The organism is Mucilaginibacter sp. SMC90, assembly GCF_022811725.1.
In the GTDB taxonomy this organism is placed as follows: Bacteria; Bacteroidota; Bacteroidia; order Sphingobacteriales; family Sphingobacteriaceae; genus Mucilaginibacter.
Map to the genome: position 1 here is coordinate 6,865,556 of NZ_CP094527.1, position 17,944 is coordinate 6,883,499.

Annotated in this window: 18 protein-coding genes; all 18 read right to left on the reverse strand. The window is 42.1% G+C overall.

From position 1 onward, the window contains the following. Position 1: 1 nt before the first annotated feature. Positions 2–664, reverse strand: a complete 663-nt coding sequence (locus tag MTO98_RS28570; protein ID WP_243482396.1) for a DUF2461 domain-containing protein — start codon at positions 662–664, stop codon at positions 2–4. After that, positions 642–980 (reverse strand): DUF983 domain-containing protein, encoded by a 339-nt coding sequence (locus MTO98_RS28575; RefSeq protein WP_371825387.1) that lies wholly within the window; start codon positions 978–980, stop codon positions 642–644. The genes MTO98_RS28570 and MTO98_RS28575 overlap by 23 nt, the downstream gene beginning before the upstream one ends. Positions 981–1,103: 123 nt before the next feature. After that, positions 1,104–1,382, reverse strand: coding sequence for a hypothetical protein (locus tag MTO98_RS28580; protein WP_112574705.1), 279 nt, complete (start codon positions 1,380–1,382; stop codon positions 1,104–1,106). Positions 1,383–1,407: 25 nt separating this feature from the next. Further along, positions 1,408–1,983, reverse strand: coding sequence for a DUF420 domain-containing protein (locus MTO98_RS28585; RefSeq protein WP_243482398.1), 576 nt, complete (start codon positions 1,981–1,983; stop codon positions 1,408–1,410). Positions 1,984–1,989: 6 nt separating this feature from the next. Further along, positions 1,990–2,688, reverse strand: a complete 699-nt coding sequence (locus MTO98_RS28590; protein ID WP_243482399.1) for an SCO family protein — start codon at positions 2,686–2,688, stop codon at positions 1,990–1,992. Next, entirely contained in the window at positions 2,688–3,035 is a 348-nt protein-coding gene (locus tag MTO98_RS28595) for a cytochrome C oxidase subunit IV family protein (RefSeq protein ID WP_243482401.1), read from the reverse strand. The genes MTO98_RS28590 and MTO98_RS28595 overlap by 1 nt, the downstream gene beginning before the upstream one ends. A gap of 13 nt (positions 3,036–3,048) precedes the next feature. Further along, positions 3,049–3,768: a cytochrome c oxidase subunit 3 gene (locus tag MTO98_RS28600; RefSeq protein WP_090530134.1), complete on the reverse strand. Its 720-nt coding sequence runs from the start codon at positions 3,766–3,768 to the stop codon at positions 3,049–3,051. A gap of 21 nt (positions 3,769–3,789) precedes the next feature. Then, the gene (locus MTO98_RS28605) at positions 3,790–4,374 is read right to left on the reverse strand and encodes a heme-copper oxidase subunit III (protein WP_371825388.1); all 585 of its coding nucleotides are present in this window, start codon (positions 4,372–4,374) and stop codon (positions 3,790–3,792) included. Between the two features lies 1 nt (position 4,375). After that, a complete protein-coding gene (cyoE, locus tag MTO98_RS28610; RefSeq protein WP_243482402.1) occupies positions 4,376–5,233 on the reverse strand; it encodes a heme o synthase in 858 nt (285 codons plus the stop codon). Beyond that, positions 5,230–6,288, reverse strand: a complete 1,059-nt coding sequence (locus MTO98_RS28615) for a heme A synthase (protein WP_243482403.1) — start codon at positions 6,286–6,288, stop codon at positions 5,230–5,232. The genes cyoE and MTO98_RS28615 overlap by 4 nt, the downstream gene beginning before the upstream one ends. A 137-nt stretch (positions 6,289–6,425) precedes the next feature. Further along, positions 6,426–8,315, reverse strand: a complete 1,890-nt coding sequence (locus MTO98_RS28620) for a cbb3-type cytochrome c oxidase subunit I (RefSeq protein ID WP_199232914.1) — start codon at positions 8,313–8,315, stop codon at positions 6,426–6,428. A 20-nt stretch (positions 8,316–8,335) separates the two neighbouring features. After that, the gene (locus tag MTO98_RS28625; RefSeq protein ID WP_243482404.1) at positions 8,336–9,520 is read right to left on the reverse strand and encodes a cytochrome c oxidase subunit II; all 1,185 of its coding nucleotides are present in this window, start codon (positions 9,518–9,520) and stop codon (positions 8,336–8,338) included. Positions 9,521–9,569: 49 nt separating this feature from the next. After that, the gene (locus MTO98_RS28630; protein WP_243482405.1) at positions 9,570–10,838 is read right to left on the reverse strand and encodes a quinol:cytochrome C oxidoreductase; all 1,269 of its coding nucleotides are present in this window, start codon (positions 10,836–10,838) and stop codon (positions 9,570–9,572) included. 13 nt (positions 10,839–10,851) lie between these two features. Next, entirely contained in the window at positions 10,852–11,436 is a 585-nt protein-coding gene (locus MTO98_RS28635) for a cytochrome c (protein ID WP_243482406.1), read from the reverse strand. Then, the gene (locus MTO98_RS28640; protein WP_121231847.1) at positions 11,420–11,956 is read right to left on the reverse strand and encodes a DUF3341 domain-containing protein; all 537 of its coding nucleotides are present in this window, start codon (positions 11,954–11,956) and stop codon (positions 11,420–11,422) included. Before MTO98_RS28640 ends, MTO98_RS28635 begins: the two co-directional genes overlap by 17 nt. A gap of 5 nt (positions 11,957–11,961) precedes the next feature. Further along, a complete protein-coding gene (nrfD, locus tag MTO98_RS28645) occupies positions 11,962–13,434 on the reverse strand; it encodes an NrfD/PsrC family molybdoenzyme membrane anchor subunit (RefSeq protein WP_243482407.1) in 1,473 nt (490 codons plus the stop codon). A 26-nt stretch (positions 13,435–13,460) separates the two neighbouring features. Then, positions 13,461–16,523: a TAT-variant-translocated molybdopterin oxidoreductase gene (locus tag MTO98_RS28650; RefSeq protein ID WP_243482408.1), complete on the reverse strand. Its 3,063-nt coding sequence runs from the start codon at positions 16,521–16,523 to the stop codon at positions 13,461–13,463. 36 nt (positions 16,524–16,559) lie between these two features. Then, positions 16,560–17,840 (reverse strand): cytochrome c3 family protein, encoded by a 1,281-nt coding sequence (locus MTO98_RS28655; RefSeq protein WP_243482409.1) that lies wholly within the window; start codon positions 17,838–17,840, stop codon positions 16,560–16,562. Between the last annotated feature and the right edge of the window lie 104 nt (positions 17,841–17,944).

Genomic DNA, 17,944 nt, shown 5'->3' on the forward strand with positions numbered 1-17,944 from the left:
ATTATGCCAGGGCGTTCTTCAAAAATACATTAAGCGGATGGATCCTGCTGCACATATCTACCACCGTCTTTTCCGATCCGGGTTGGGTTAATTCTTTATCTGTAAGTTTATGCCAGCCCACAAAACTTTTTAGTTTTATCAGGTCGAGGTTATCATTATCCGGTTCATAACCTTTCGGCAATGATTTAAGCTGTTCCTGTTTCCTGAAATCGCCAAATAGTTTAATAAACTCCTGATCGTCTATGATCTTTTTCAGGTCGGCGGCATTATAGTCAATTTCCTGGCGAATAGCTTTCAGATGCGGTGCTTCGGGCATCCAGTATCCGCCACCGATAAATGAATTGCCGGGCTGAATGTGCAGGTAGTATTCAACGCCGCCGCCTTTTAAACCGGAGGTTGGGAAACTTACTCCAAAGTTATTTTTATAAGGCGCTTTATTTTTACTGAAACGAATATCGCGGTAAATGCGCATCACGCATTTTTTGGCGTCAAGGTTCTCGTCCATCCCTGCCTCTATTTTACGTACGCCCTCAAGCACCTTCGCTGTAAAATCAATTATATTTTCACGGGCCTTATCGTAATGCTCTTTATTTGCAGCAAACCATTCGCGGTTATTATTTTCGGCGAGGTCTTTTAAAAACTCAATACTTTCCTGGTATATCATCGGTATCTAAATAGTTTTGGTAGTGTATTTTGGGTGATAACCAATACAACAAAAACACACGCGAATATCTGAAATTTACAGGAGCAAGGAAAAAACACCCTAAAATTATAGTACCAAGATATAACCACGGCGAATCCTGATTATGGCTAACCAGGTAGGTAAGCCATGCTATCCCCAGGGCCTCACCAACATTCAGGGCATAACTCACATACATTGCTGCATAAAAGTAACCGGGCTCTATCTCAAAAAACAGGTTACAATGCGGGCAGTTAAGGTTGATTTTATTGGAGAAACTGTAAGGGCTACCCTTAAACATATCGCCCCGCCTGCAGCGTGGACATTTACATTTAAGCATAGCCCATGACTTTGGTGTTTGGGACACGATAAAGTATCTTATAAGATTATCAAAGCGCCGGCTAACGGGGCGTTTCGCTGCCTGTTAATTCAGATTAAGTTTTTCGGGGCGCATCTCCAGCTTAACATCTTTACGACGGTATTTTTTATACCAGATGTAACCACCCAATGCTACAGCAAAATAAGGAGCACCCAATAAAAACAGGATGCCGTTGTTTAAACCTCTTGTTTTTGAGCTGCCGCTTTGCGCATTGGTTTCAACTGTGGCAGCACATTGTGCACACTGGGCTTTTACCGGCTCACGGGCAATCAGCATCAAGCCAAGGGCCATTACAAAAAGGATAACTTTAAAACCTTGTTTCATAAGTACAAATTTAACCAATTATAAATTAAAAATGATAAAACGGACGGATCATTAAATAAACAACCACGCCGCTTGCTGTAACATACAACCAGATAGGGAATGCCCAGCGTACCAGTTTACGGTGCTTTTCAACCTGCATTTGCAACCCGCGGTGAAAACTCAATAATATTAACGGTAAAACGGCCGCTGCAAGTATAATATGAGGCGTTAAAATGGATAAGTATATTGTCCGTAAAGATCCAGCCGAAGCCCGTTCTGCATCCGACAAATGTCCATCTCCATTAAGGTCTCCATAAACAATTTCGTTACGCATCAGGTAGTGAAACAGAACATACGAGGCCAGGAAAAGCGCCGAAAGGCAAAACGTGATAATGTTAAGCCGTTTGTGCAAGCTTATGTTACCTTGTTTAATTTGGTATAGCGACAAAAGTAACAATACAGTACAGGTGCCGTTAAGCACCGCGTTAAGCATTGGCAAATACGGTGTAAAAGCAGGGGCAACTGCCGGCCCCGGGATAAGGTGCCTGTTTAAAAGAATAACAAGTGCAATTACAACTATGGTAACAACCGCTACAAAGCGGATTATAAATTTATCGCTCATGGCTAATTAATATAGGGCCTTATCAACTTTACGAAGCTCTTCGGCTATCAATACTTTTATCTCGTCGTTAAGGCGGTTCACCTCTGGCGTTACTGCAGCCTTGTAATATCCTCTGATGCGGTGTTCCTGATCAATAAGTACAAAGTTATCGCTGTAAACAAAATCGCTGCCGGCTTGCGCTGCGTTAACATAAAGGCCATTGCGGGCAAAACTGTAAACGGATGAGGTATCGCCGCTGCACATCAGCCAGCGGTTTGATTCGGGCTTGAAGGTTTGCAGGTATTTATTAAGTACCTCCGGGGTATCATGTTCCGGATCAACCGTGATGGTTAAAAAGTAAACCATCTTATTTTTATAATAAGTGCCCACCAGCCAACTCATGTTTTTGTTGATGGTTTGACAAACGGTGGGGCAATTTTTATAAAAGAAGTTAATTACAAATATCTTTCCTTTCAGGGTAGCCAATGTAACCGCCTTGCCTTCCTGATCGGTTAGTTTAAAATCGGGAATGGTATGGTAAATGGTATCCGGAATGAACTTGCCATGAAACTTATGGCCTGTTTTGGCAACCACCTTTGGCCCAAAAACAGCAAGGGGTTTATACCTGTTTTTACCCTTAGCGGTAAGTAAATAATATAAAAATCCCGGTACTGCTAAGATGAGTACCAGGATCATGATCTTTTTTAAGATGGAAGCTTTGTTCATTAGAACACCGGGCGCAGGTCAACCCAATGGTGGCTTTCGTTTGTTAGCACCAGGATTAAGCCAATTATAAATATTATTGGGATCACTAATGATAGGATCAAACCCATTTTTTCGAACTTCAAGTGCATAAAGTATGCAACTATATAAAATGCTTTAAACAATGTTAAAACGATATATACAGGGTTAGCATATTTTAAAAGCTCCGGGTGACTTGGAACTATAGCAAGCGCGATGATGAACTCTATACAAGTAATGAAGGTTAATATCCCTGCTACTTGCCATATACGCTTTTTGCTCATTGATTCGTGCTCACCATCGTGGTGAACTTCGTGCGATTCTGCTGACATATGATAAATGTTTTTAAACTAAGTAAAAGAATGTAAATACGAATACCCAAACAAGGTCTACAAAGTGCCAGTACAGACCAACTTTTTCAACCATTAAATAACTACCGCGTTTTTCGTATGTGCCCATTAACACGTTAACAGTGATAATGATATTAATAATGACACCCGTAAATACGTGGAAACCGTGGAAGCCGGTAATGGTAAAGAAAAGGTTAGCAAATTCCTGAGAGGTCATATGCTGTACAGCTTCCGTGCCACCGGTAAACAATTTTTTCAATTCTTCTGCCGGAGGAACGCTTCCCCACCAAAAACCTTCGTGGTGTAAATGTCCCCATTCCAGAGCCTGGCAACCGAGGAACATGAAACCACCTATAACGGTAGCTATCATCCAACCAACTACCTCTTTTTTTGCATTACGGTGACCAGCCTCAACAGCTAATACCATGGTAACAGAACTTGCAATGAGGATGAAGGTCATTAAACCCACAAACACCAATGGTGCGCCATGATCAACTAATCCGGGTACTGATTGAAAAACTTTATCTGCACCTGGCCATACGCTTGCGCTGAAACGCAATGAACCGTAAGCTATCAATAATGATGAAAAGGTGAACGCATCCGAAAGGAGGAAAAACCACATCATTATTTTTCCGTACTCCACGTTGAACGGGGATCTTCCTCCCGACCAGGGCGAAGTTTTTACTTCGTCAATTTGTGAAACTGTTGTACTCATCTGTACTAATCTATGGGTGTATTAATTATGATTCAAAAGTAAAAAAACATACAGATAAATCCATATAATATCGAGAAAATGCCAGAAAATGGAGGTTAATTCCATCTTAAACATGTTCCTTACCTGGGGGATATTACGGTATGTACCTATAAGTGTATTTATTAGCAATAACAAGGCGGCTAAAATGTGTACCAAATGCGCGCCGACAAAAACGTAAACAAACGAGCGCGAAGCATTAGGATCAACAAAATAGATCTGCATTTTGTAGGTTAACACATAGCAGGCATAAATTTGCAGGGCAAAAAACGCCAAACCCAGGCCCAATGTGATCCACAAATACAGCTTCTGTTTATCAAATTGCAAGGCTTTTGCAGCCTTTGAAGCCAAAAACAACGTGCCGCTGCTCAATACTATAACAATAGTGCTATACAAAAAAGATTGCGGCATAATCACGTTTAAACCGTGACCACTACCTCCCGAATAAACGATAAAGCCACTGGTAAAAGCCGCGAAAAGCATAAACGATGTGAATATAAAGATCCACATGTTAAACTTTTTGGCACCCAGGTTAAGCCTGTCGTTATCTTGTTCCATCCTTGCCATCATCTCACTTAACTATAAAATCTACTAAAAACATTATCTGAACTAACGGCAGGTAAAAAAACGAGCCGAACATTAATTTACGCGCCTCAGGTATTTGACGGGTACGCAGCAGCATAAATGACTGGTATAAAAATATCAGGCTGCATATCAATGATACACCACCTACCCAGTAACCACCGTAACCGTAAATAGTTGGTAACAAACTCACAGGTACTAATACGATGGCAAATATAAAGGTAATTACTGCACTTGTTAAATCTCTTTTACCCGACGGCAGTAACCTGAAACCCGCCAGTTTATAATCGTCATCCAACACCCAGGCAATAGCCCAGAAATGAACAAACTGCCAGATAAACTGAATGGAAAACAGGATCACAGCAATTGTATCTATTTTTCCGTGTGCAGCTACGTAACCTATAAGCGGAGGTAATGCCCCCGGAAAAGCTCCCACAAAAACAGCAATTGGCGATTTCTGCTTTAGTGGGGTGTAAGCAAACGCATATAACAAGATAGAAAATACAGATAACAAACCGGTTAATAGGTTCAAACTGCCTAACAGATAAGTACCTGCAATACCCATACCCAAGCCCAATACTAGCGCTTGTCCAGTAGTCATTGTTCCCGACGGGATTGGGCGATCCATGGTACGTTTCATGAGTTTATCCAAATCCTTTTCAATGATTTCATTGAATGAATTAGCTGCTGATGTAACCAGGAAACCTCCGATAATCAATTTAATCCAATCAATCCAAACGATATGTCCGTTAGCGCGGCTACCTATTAAAAATGAAATTGATGCTGAAAACACTACCAAAGAGGTAAGTCTCGTTTTGATCAATTTTGAAAAATCAGCCCATTTCATCTGCTTGCCTCCCTACCCTTAACACCCTGAAATAAATTCAAAAGCAAATAAAATTGCGCTCCAAATATTAAACTCGCCAATACGATATGCGCTGCTTGCGCTACCGGTGGTAAAGCGAGGTATGATAATAAGATCCCTGTAACTATCTGCAGCGTGATCATTAAAAATGTAAAACTCATTAACTGCTGCTGAATAGAATGCCTGTTAAAACCTCTGCGCACCAAAACAAACAAAGCAACATTCAATACCAATACCAAAACGGCTATATCCCTGTGGTGCTGAAATATTTCACCTGCATTGGTAATCCAATCTTTACGGTACCCACCTTGAAAATGATTGGCAACAGCATCTATCTTTTCTCTAACTTCGGTACCAAAAGCAATCTGCAGAATACTTACAAACAGTGAAGCCAGCGTTACGATGTAAACCAACGGCGAAGTTCCTGCAGTACTTTTTCCAGAGATCCTTGCTACGTGGTAGGTATAAATACAGATTGCTAAAATAGCCAGTGCCAAAAGCATGTGTACCGTAACTATCCAGGCTACCAAATTGGTTGAAACCACAATTGAACCCAACCAGGCCTGAAAACCCACGAGCACCAGGTTGAAAATACTCAGGATAGCTATACGCTTATCTGCTTTCCAATAACTGAATGAAAAAACAACAGAAAGCAAAAGAAAAAAACCTGATAAAGCACCAATGAGGCGGTTCACATATTCAGTCCATGTTTTGCCGGCGTTAAACTCTTCAGGTACCAGAATGGAGCGATCTTCGCGTATGCGTTTTGCCATATCGCTATAGCCAAATACATCAAGTGTTTTTGCAAAACGCTGGTTCTTTTCAATGCGCTTAGCTACGTACTTCTGTTTGTAATCTTTAGGAAGGTCGTTTATGTCGGTAGGCGGAATATATCTTCCGAAACATTTTGGCCAGTCGGGGCATCCCATGCCTGAACCTGAGCTACGTACAACACCACCGGCAAGAATCAAAACAAAGAGCAGAACAATGGTTGTAATATTGATCTTTTGAAACCTATTTTTTGCGGCTGTGCTCATCTAAATGTTTCTAAAAATTTAGGGTACCTTGTTAAGTCGGAAGTTCTAAGTTTTAAGTTCAAAGCTGCTTAACTTAGGACTCAAAACTTCCGACTTAAGACTTAACCGGTACCCTAAAAGATCAGATAAGTATTAATTTATTTTACTTGTTCGTTTGCTTTCAGCGTACTTGTAAACTTATTTAGTTCTTCCAAACCTGCAGGATTATCTTCAAAATCATGCGGCTGGTTTGAGCTCATAGTTTGCGAGTAAGGAACAGTTTGCGGGATGTAATCCTCTTCTGCACCAGGTTTGCTGTAATCATATGGCCAACGGTAAACTGTTGGGATCTCACCTGGCCAGTTGCCATGCAGGTGCTCAACAGGGGTAGTCCACTCTAATGTATTTGACTCCCATGGATTTTGAGTTGCTTTTTGTCCTTTGAATATCGATACAAAGAAGTTATAAAGGAAACCAAACTGTGTAAGCGCAGCGATAATAGCGGCCCAGGTAACAAATGTATTTATGGTTAACCATTTCTGCATTGAAGCAAATTCGGTGAAAGCATAATACCTACGCGGTACGCCGTCAAGACCCATAAAGTGCATTGGGAAGAATACCAGGTAAGCACAGATAAATGTTAACCAGAAGTGCAGGTAACCTAATTTCTCATCCATCATGCGGCCGAACATTTTAGGGAACCAGTGGTAAACACCAGCAAGCATACCAAATATTGCAGCCGAACCCATTACCAGGTGGAAGTGGGCAACTACGAAATAAGTATCGTGTAAGTTGATATCCAAAGCAGCGTTACCCAGGAAAATGCCTGTTAAACCACCAGAGATAAAGAACGACACCATACCGATAGCGAACAGCATAGCAGGCGTAAACCTGATATTACCGCGCCAAAGTGTAGCAAGCCAGTTAAATGTTTTTACCGCCGATGGTACCGCAATGATCAGCGTAGTGATCATGAACACACCGCCCAGAAACGGGTTCATCCCCGTAACAAACATGTGGTGGCCCCATACAATGAACGATAATACTGTGATACCGATCAGGGAGTAAACCATCGCATGGTAACCGAAGATCGGTTTACGTGAATTTACCGACATTATCTCAGATGAGATACCCATCGCTGGCATAATTACAATGTATACTTCCGGGTGACCCAGGAACCAGAATAAGTGCTGGAACAGGATCGGGCTACCACCTTCAAATGGTTGCTGTACGCCGTTTAATACGATATCAGATAAATAGAAGCTTGTACCAACACTGCGGTCAAATATCAACAATACAACACCGGCAACTAAAACCGGGAATGCAAGGATACCTAATATAGCAGTAAGGAATAAAGCCCAGATAGTTAAAGGCATTTTCCAAAGGTCCATACCTTTTGTACGCATGTTTAATACAGTACTCACGTAGTTGATACCACCCATTAATGATGATGCTACGAACAATACCATACTGATAAGCCACAAGGTCATACCTTCACCAGAACCTGGCATAGCTTTAGGCAATGCAGATAAGGGAGGATAGATTGTCCAGCCACCGCTGGCAGGCCCTTTTTGAACAAAGAACGATGACAACATGATAACACTGGCTAAAAAGAAGAACCAGTATGAAAGCATGTTCATGAATGGCGAAGCCATATCACGCGCACCTACCTGCAATGGAATCAATAAGTTGGCAAAAGTACCGCTCAAGCCGGCAGTTAGTACGAAGAACACCATGATGGTACCGTGTATGGTAACCAAAGCAAGGTAAAAATCGGGGCTGATACGTCCGTTAGGGGCAAAACGACCTAACAAAGTGGTTAACAGCGGGAATGTTTTATCAGGGTAAGCAAGTTGGATCCTAAACAGGATTGACAAAATCATTGCGATAACCGCCATAGTAATACCTGTGATCAGGAATTGCTTGGCAATCATCTTGTGGTCCATGCTAAATACATATTTAGACAGGAATGATTGGTCATGGTGGTGTTCGTGACCGTGTTCGTCGTGGTGTGTGCCTGCGTGGTCGTGAACTGCTAATGTTGACATATCTCTATTTCTTATCTTTATTAATTATTTAACGCTAACCTATTTGTTGAAGCACCGCTTTGTGCATTGTCTGCTGAAGCAAAATGAAGCTCTTTCCTTAAAGCATCATTTAGGTAAGGCTTTTGCCTTGACAGCCATGACTGATATTCGGCTTCGGTAACAACACGTACAACTTTTTGCATGTTGTAGTGGCTTCCACCGCATATTTTGTTGCAGTAAAGGGTATATTCAAATTTAGGGTCGTCTAATTTGGTACGCATCTCTGCGGTAGTAATAGTCGGGGTAAACTTAAAGAAGGTTGGTAAACCCGGTACAGCGTTCAATTGAACCCTGAAGTGAGGCATGTAAACGCTATGGATCACATCCTGTGCAAGGATATTTAACCTGATTGATTTATTTACAGGCAAATACATGGTATCAACCCTTAAATCATCAAAGCTGCTTTTCTTTTTAAAGTTAACACCTAAAAGGTTAGCACCGGTTACCAAACGGAAATCCTTAGGGCCTAATACGCCATCTTTACCAGGGTAACGCAACTCCCACGCAAACTGGTGACCAGTTACGTCGATGTTGATATCGTCTTTCAGATTTTCGCTGTTCATGATCTTCTGCCAGGTAAAGAAACCGAATACCACCAGGATGGTTAAAACTATAGCCGGAGCAATGGTCCAAACTTTTTCAATGGTATTGTTGTGCGGCAGGAAGTGTGCACGGCGTTTATCAGAATGACGGTATTGGAACAGGAATCCAAAAAGCAATATCTGGGTAACAAAAAATACTATCATAGTTAAAACAGTAGTGACGGTAAACATCTCATCTATTTTAACCCCGTGTGCTGAAGCCGCTTCAGGTAAGGTCATACTGCCTTGTTCGGTAAATGACCAGTAAGCGCCATAAAGACCAACAACAAGGAAAATGATGCAAATTACAGCCATCACGGTATTCCACTTGATGCCTTTTTTGCCCTGCATTTTCAGGGTAAGATCATATACTTTAAGGATCTTGCCAACAATAGCAATACCTAAGCAGATCAGGAAAAATATCAGCACATAATATGCCACCCCGGTCCAGTCAACCTTGGGGGCTTCTTCCTGGGCCGCACCGGCAGCCGCAGTTTGCGCCATCAGCAGGTTTGTGCCCAGAAGCATAAACGCAGCGAAGAACGATAGTAGTTTTTTAGAATTTATTAGTTTTCTGAATCCCATTTTAGTAAGCTGTTTGGTATTCTGTATTTTGGTGCAAATGTAATAATTATTATATGTGATGATGAAGGCTTTCCTGTAAGAACGGGTGTTTTTTAGGAACCAGCGACTTAAACTTGGTTAAAGCTACCATCGCAGTGAAAGTAAACAAACCTCCGAATCCAACAAATGTGCCTATCTCAATCCAGCTGATTTCAGTTAACCATGATGAAGTTGGGCCAACTGTACCAGGCATAATCATCATAAAGTAATCTAACCAGTGACCAACGATCAGGATGATACACATAATTTCAACAGTACGATAGATACGCTTAGAATCACGTGACATAAATACCAGCAATGGTGCAAGGAAGTTGATCACGATATTGATCCAGAACCATGGTTTAAATTCAGGCTCCCATCTTTTAAAGAAGTAAACTGTTTCTTCCGGGATGTTAGCGTAGTAGATCAACAGGAACTGTGCAAACCAAACGTAAGTCCAGAAAATAGAGAAACCGAAAATGAACTTGGTTAAGCTATGCATGTGGTCTTCAGTAACCCAATCGAAGTAACCGATACGTTTAAGCCTGATCAATGTAAGTGTAATAACAGATAAACCGCTCACCCACATTGCTGCAAAGTTATACCAGCCAAACATAGTTGAGAACCATTCAGCCTCTAATGACATGATAGTATCAAAAGCATATATTGGAGTAGTAAAGCCAAAAATCACTAAAAACAGACATGACATATTGAAGCTTTTTTTGTAGTAAAACATACCACCAACTTCATCTTCCGACTCTGAATATTTAGCCAGTAACCAGCCAAATACACAATATGAACCAAGGAAACAAACCAAACGAACTACGAATCCTATTTTGTTCATATACCCGGATTTACCGGCTATAATAGCATTGTAGTTTTCATTGTGAGGATCTGTAACACCAACGGCTGCCCAAATTTTATATAAATAAGGGGCAACAACCTGTTTACCTTCTTCGTTGGTTACTGTATGGGTTAATGAAAACCCTGCAATAACTACAACAATAAGTGTAATTGCAGCAACCGGAAGAACTTTCCCAAAAGCCTGGGGAATCCTGATCATTGAAGCAGACCAACCCGCTTGCGCAGCATACTGTACCGCGCAAAAGAAAATACCGCACATACAAACCGCAGCAAAGTAGTAGCTCATCAGCAGCAGGTTAGCAAAAGTGCGCTCAGCGTAGCCGGTTGCAAAACCAGCAAGGATGACAACCAAACCAATCACGATGCATATCAAGCTCCATGTTTTGGCTTTGCCGACAAATTCGAATTGCCCGTCAAAATTATTATGAGTCTTCATTAATATCTTTTTCTTATAAGGTTTGTAAATGGTGAACATACATGATCACTTTCCAGCGTTCTTCGGGAGCAAGCTGAGAAGCGTATGAACCCATAGCATTTACACCGTAAGTAATGGTATGATAAATTTTACCGTCTGTAAGGTCTTTCATGTTACCACCGCGTGATGACTGGCCTTTTGAATATGATGGCGGCGCCGGATAACCGTGCTGAACTACCAATCCATCACCCTGACCGTTAACACCGTGGCAAGGAGAGCAGAAGTGCTCAAATAAGATCTTGCCGTCGGCATAGTTAGCCTGGGTTTGTGCCAGTACTGATTTAACCTCAACGCTGGCTAATTCATAACCCTCTTTGGTATTTGGATAATCAAATTTGGTAAAACCAACTGGTATAGTTCCCGCTGGCGGCAACTGAGCAGTTTTCCCATCTTTAAAGTTGTTATTTTTCTGATCCGGATCGTATGCCAAATGCTCGTACATATTAGGTGCATACTCCCAGCCGGTGCTCCTTTTATCCTTGCACGATGTAAAAATTATCGAAGCAGCGATAATAGTAACTATTGTTCCTAATATTTTAATTTTATTCATAGCTAACATATTTTCTGTCGTTATGCTTAACTTCTGTAGCGCCCGCTTCTTTTAGTAAATTAGTTATATCGTCGTGTGGAATATTCCCTTTAGCATTGATAGCAATTACAAACTTATCATCAGTTGCACGCAGGTCCATTACCCTTGGCGCACGCCCCGGGAAAAGGTGAGTTGCGAAGAAGAAGGTAAATGTCATACCAAAAGAGGTCCATAATACCGTCCACTCAAATGTAACCGGGATAAAATCCGGGATAGCAAAAAAGTTTTTACCACCGATGTTGATAGGCCAGTCATGAACAAGCATATAATAAACCATGCTGAACATAATGGTACCGCCTAAACAACCGAACATAAATGCTGCATAACCAAGACGCGAATCTTTGATGTTCAATTTAGCCTCGATACCATGGATAGGCATAGGCGTATAAACGTCATAAATAGGTACGCTGTTCTTTTGCAGCTTATCGATCCCGTGCATCATATCATCGGGATCATCAAAAACGCCTAATATATATTTAGTGCTACTCATTAGTATTATGCTTTTAAGTATTCAGACTGTTCAACACTATCAAATTTCTCAAGTGAAGCGATATAAAACTCTGCTTCGGCAGGTACAACATGGCCTTCGTCCATAAGTTTCTTTTTAGCCTGCTCGCTCGAGCTTTTCAGCAGCAATTTCACTTCGGCCATTGCAACTGAAGGTAATACCCTGATAAACAACAGGAACATGGTAAAGAATACACCTATCGACCCGATGAACACGCTTACGTCAACCCAGGTTGGATAGAACATAGCCCAGCTTGAAGGTATAAAGTCGCGGTGCAGTGACGTAACGATAATTACGAAACGTTCAAACCACATACCGATGTTAACCACAATTGATAATACCCATGACAATGGAATGTTGGTACGGATCTTTTTGAACCAAAACAACTGCGGGGTAATTACGTTACAGGTCATCATGCTCCAGTAAGCCCACCAGTACGGACCGGCAACACGATTTGCGAAAACATACTGCTCATACTCATTTTGTGAATAGAACGCGATGAACAACTCTGTTAAGTAAGCCACACCTACTATCGAACCGGTTAACATGATGATCTTGTTCATCGATTCAATGTGGAACATGGTGATATAGTTTTCCAGGCCTAAAACCTTACGTGCAATAAGCAACAGGGTTTGTACCATGGCGAAACCGGAGAAGATCGCACCCGCAACGAAGTATGGAGGGAAGATGGTGGTGTGCCATCCCGGTTCCAGCGAAGTTGCAAAGTCCATTGATACGATGGTGTGTACCGAAAGTACCAGTGGTGTTGAAACACCTGCCAGGATCAACGATACAGTTTCAAAACGCTGCCAGGTTTTTACTGAACCTGTCCAGCCGAATGAAAGTACCGAATAAATACGGCGGCGTAAGCCTTGAGCACGGTCACGGATGGTAGCGATATCAGGCAATAAACCAGTGTACCAGAATACCAATGAAACCGAGAAGTAAGTTGAGATCGCAAATACGTCCCAGATAAGCGGCGAGTTCCAGTTTACCCATAATGAACCGTATTGGTTTGGTAATGGTAACGAATAAACTGCCATCCAGGGGCGGCCCATGTGAGCGGCGATGTAAGTTGCCGCACAGATAACCGCGAAGATCGTCATCGCTTCGGCAGAGCGGTTAATGGAGTTACGCCAGTTTTGACGGAACAGTAATAATACCGCCGAGATCAGCGTACCCGCGTGACCGATACCTACCCACCATACGAAACCGGTGATATCCCATGCCCATCCTACTGTTTTGTTCAAGCCCCACTCTCCTAAACCGAACCAGAAAGTCCAGCTGATTGCGAAAACCCAAAGCGAGGCGCCAAGCGAGGCTACACTAAAACCGATCCACCAGGCTTTACCCGGCATATTTTCTACAGGGCGTAATACATCATTCGTAATTTTTCCATACGTGATGTCTTTACCCGTAATTAACGGTTCCCTTATTATTGATTCACTATGAGATGCCATATATCTTAATCTCTGTATATAAAAATTTATGCCTGAGCTTCAGTTTCTATTATATTTCTAACTTTTGTCTGGTAACCAATACCTGGTTGTACGTTAAGTTCTTCAAGCACGTAGTAAGTTCTTTCACTTGCAAGTGCTTTTGAAACTTCAGAGTTAGGATCATTCCTGTTACCGAACACGATAGCGTTGGCAGAACATGTTTGCTGACAAGCCATTTTGATTTCGCCGTCTTTAAGCGGACGTTTTTCAATTTTAGCTTTCAGTTTACCAGCCTGGATACGTTGGATACACATTGAGCATTTCTCCATAACACCACGGAAACGTGTAACCACATCCGGGTTAAGTACTAATTGTGTATGCTCACCTTGCAGGTAGTTATCAAAACGTGCATCGTTCCAGTAGTTGAACCAGTTAAAGCGACGTACTTTGAACGGACAGTTGTTAGCGCAATAACGGGTACCAACACAACGATTGTAAGCCATGTGGTTTAAACCTTCTGAAGAGTGAACGGTAGCTAATACCGGGCACACAGTTTCGCAAGGTGCGTGGTCACAGTGCTGGCAAAGCATTGGCTGGTGAACAACCGATACATTGTCAAAGTTATCAAGCTTATCAATTTCCTTTTCTTTGGTAACTGCTTCTTCGCTGTCGCCATGGTCATTGTAGCTGTAGTAACGGTCAATACGGATCCAGTGCATTTCACGGCGGCGTGAAACTTCGTCTTTACCTACAACCGGAATATTATTTTCTGCAGAACATGCAACCACACAGGCACCGCAACCGGTACAAGCGTTAAGGTCGATAGCCATTACCCAGTCATAAACAGGGCGGTCATGGTTATCCCAAAGTGATTCGCCGTTATAGTCTTTACGACCATGTTCGTTACCACTGCCAGCTGCCGGGTTCTTTTTGTATTCAACAAAAGTAGCCTCGCGGATCACGCTCCTACCCTCGTATGAGTGGTGGGTTTGCGTTTGAGCAAGCGGCGATTTGTAACCAGCTGGTTTAAATGATGCTACAGCAGCAGTTTGGAAAGTACCATTGCTTAAGCTGAAGAATGGATAAGCATTTTTACCAACATTGTTACCAACCGGACCAGCATTTGTACGGCCGTAACCTACAGCAACTGATAAAGTACCCTGCGTTTGACCAGGCTGAGCCAATACCGGTAACTCTACAGAGTAACCATTAGCGTCAATCTTGATCACATCGCCTTCTTCAATTTTCAATTTCTTCATATCAGAAATTGACATGGCAGCAAAGTTATCCCAGGTAACTTTTGAAACCGGATCAGGAAGCTCCTGCAACCATGGGTTATTGGCACGTTTACCGTCGCCTATAGCCTGGCTAACATAAAGCTGTAATTCAAACTTGTCACCATCGGCGGCAACAGCTTTGCTCTGGGTTAATATTTTTTGGGTTACACCGGCAAGGTCAAGGCTAAAGCTGTAAGCGCCCGCTGTTGCAGGAGCAGCTATCACCATACCTGTTTGCAATAGGGTTTCCCAGCCTTTTTGGCCAGATAAGCCACCTTTTGCCAACAAACCTGCATCCCAGGTTTTGCGTACGTAAGTGTAGTAATCTTTTATTGGGTTTTCCATCCAAACCAGTAAGCTATGCTCGGCCTGGCGGGTGTTATAAACCGGGTTAATGGTTGGCTGCACTACAGTGTAGTAACCTTCAACAGCGTTGGCATCACCCCATGTTTCCAAATAATGGTGGTTTGGAGCATTAACAGTAGCCAATAAAGCTGTTTCATCATCATGATCAGCAAATGACACGTTTAAACGAACGTTTTTAAGCGCTGCTTTAAACTCATCATTTTTATAGTAATCATAAGCAGGGTTAGCATTCAGGAATAATACTGCACCAACATCGCCGCGTTTTACTTCGCTTACAAATTCAACAAATGCAGCGTCGTTACCTGCGTATTGCTTTGATGGGTTATCTAAATCGATAGTTGTACCGTAGCTGCCTAATAAAGAGTTGATAGCATTAACCAACACTTGAGTAGCAACATCATTTGAACCTGAAACAACCAACGCTTTACCTTTAGCAGCTACCAGTTCTTTAGCAGCCAACTGAATAGCGGTATCAACTTTTTTACTGCCGGTTGCTTTTGAACCAGGTAAAGTAGTACCAGATATTGCGTTATAAAGGTTTATTAATGCAACACCAATTTCAGATGGTTTGGTAGTGATACGGGCATCGGCGTTAGTACCGGTCATGCTCATACCAGTTTCAAACTGAATGTGGCGGGACATTTTTTTGTTTGCCAGCGATTTGCTGTTACGGTTTGAAACGTACTGACGGGTAAATTCCTCGCCCGAGATCCAGGTACCTAAGAAATCGGCACCGAAACTTACAATTACATCGGCTTTATCAAAGTTGTAGTGAGGCAATACTGCTTTACCAAAACTGTTTTGATTAGCCTGGATGATGCCGGTATATGAAACCGCATCGTAATTGATATGTTTTGTAGTAGGATATTTGGCAATGAACTCGGCGATAACTGCTAAAGTTGAAGGGCTGTATACAGTTGAGGTAACCAAACGGATTCCCTTACCTGCTGCAGCAACAGCCGCAAGCTCTTTCATTACATAAGCATCAACCTCGGCCCAACCTGCTTCTTTACCTTTTAATTTAGGATCTTTTAAACGGTTAACATCGTACAGGTCAAGTACCGAAGCCTGAGCCTGCGCACTTAAACCGCCTTTTGAAAACAAGTCGTTAGGATTACCTTCAACTTTGATAGGGCGGCCTTCGCGGGTTTTAACCAAAATAGCCTGACCTTCATAAGTTGAAGAGTAGTAGTTAGCCACACCCGGGGTAACCTCTTCAGGTTTGATCAGGTATGGAATTGATTTATGCACCGGCACTTTCTGACAAGCCGCCAATGTAACTGCACCAACACCAAAACCAAGCGCCTTTAAAAAGTCGCGGCGTGGAGTTTTAGCTGATAAACCAGATCCGCTAAGCACTTCCTCGATAGGAATTGGCTCTGCAAATTCGTTTTTATTTTTCTCAACAAATTCTGGTGTTCTGTTTAGTTCTTCTAAACCTTTCCAGTATTTTTTATTGCTGTCCATTTAAGCTATATAAACTGTAATGCTAAATTCTTTTTATTAATAGTGACACTTACCGCACTCGATACCACCTAACACGGCAGCTGTAACTTTCTCACCTTTCTTGATCTTATCGTGTGCAGCCAGGATGCTGTCATAGTAAGCATTGCCTTTACCGTTAACTTCGGTACGTTTGTGGCACTGGATACACCATTTCATGGTAAGCGGAGAGTATTGGTAAACCTCTTTCATTTCCTGTACCGGACCATGGCACTGCTGACATTTAATACCGCCAACTTTTACGTGTTGAGAGTGGTTAAAGTAAGCCAGGTCAGGCAGGTTGTGGATACGTACCCACTGAATTGGTTTAGCTGCAGTGCTGTCATACTTCTGTGTTTTTGGATCGTAACCCAAAGCGTCATAGATCTTATGTATCTCTTCCGACTCGGTTTTAACAACCTTGTGGCAGTTCATACACACGTTTAATGAAGGGATAGAAGCATTTTTTGACTTGTAAGCCCCTGTGTGACAGTACTGGCAATCAATTTTCATGATACCGGCGTGCAATTCGTGCGAGTACTTAATAGGTTGCACCGGCTGATAACCCTGGTGAACGTTGGTATTCCATAAAGTAACCCAACCCCAGCTGCTCATTGCAACAGTACCGGCAACCAATATAAAGAATACCAGTTTTTTGTTTTTAAGGATCTTGGTGATGAATTCCTTCTTAGCGTCAACCGCTACAGCGCCATCGGCAGTAACAACTTCATCCTCAATGATCAGGTCTTTGTTTTTAAGCAGGATACGCTCTAAAGAACCTACCACCCTGTTCAATACCAGGATAACGATGAAAGCGATAATGATGATACCGATCAAACCGAAAACAACCATATCACTTGGGCCGCTTTCAACTTTGGCACCAGGAGTTGCAGCATTTGCCGCAGGCTGAGACTTCATGTCTTTCCAGGTAGTACGAACGTAGGTTAAGATATTGCCTACATCGGCATCGCTAAGGTCAGCGAATACGGTCATGCCCGACTGGTTATACTCATTATATATTTTGAGTGCCTTAGGGTTTTTTGCAGCAATCAGAGCCTGGTTGTTCTGGATCCACTGGATAAGATATTTATCATCAGTTTCTTCAGTAAGTTGCGGGCCTAATGCCGGACCAATTAAACGGGTGTCGATTTTGTGACAGGTAGTACATTTTGATTTGAAAATGGCCTCGCCTTTAGCAGCGTCAGTTTGCGCGAACGCAGTAGATAAACTCCAAAAAGCAAACCCGGCAATCAGTAAAACCGACCTTGAGAATTGTTTAAGAATCAATGAGAAACTTCTCATACAGTGTATTTATGCTAAATAATTTTTATATTAATGATTGAAACTGTTGTAAGATGTATGTTTCATCGGATATTTACAGGCACAAAAGTATAATTTTATACACT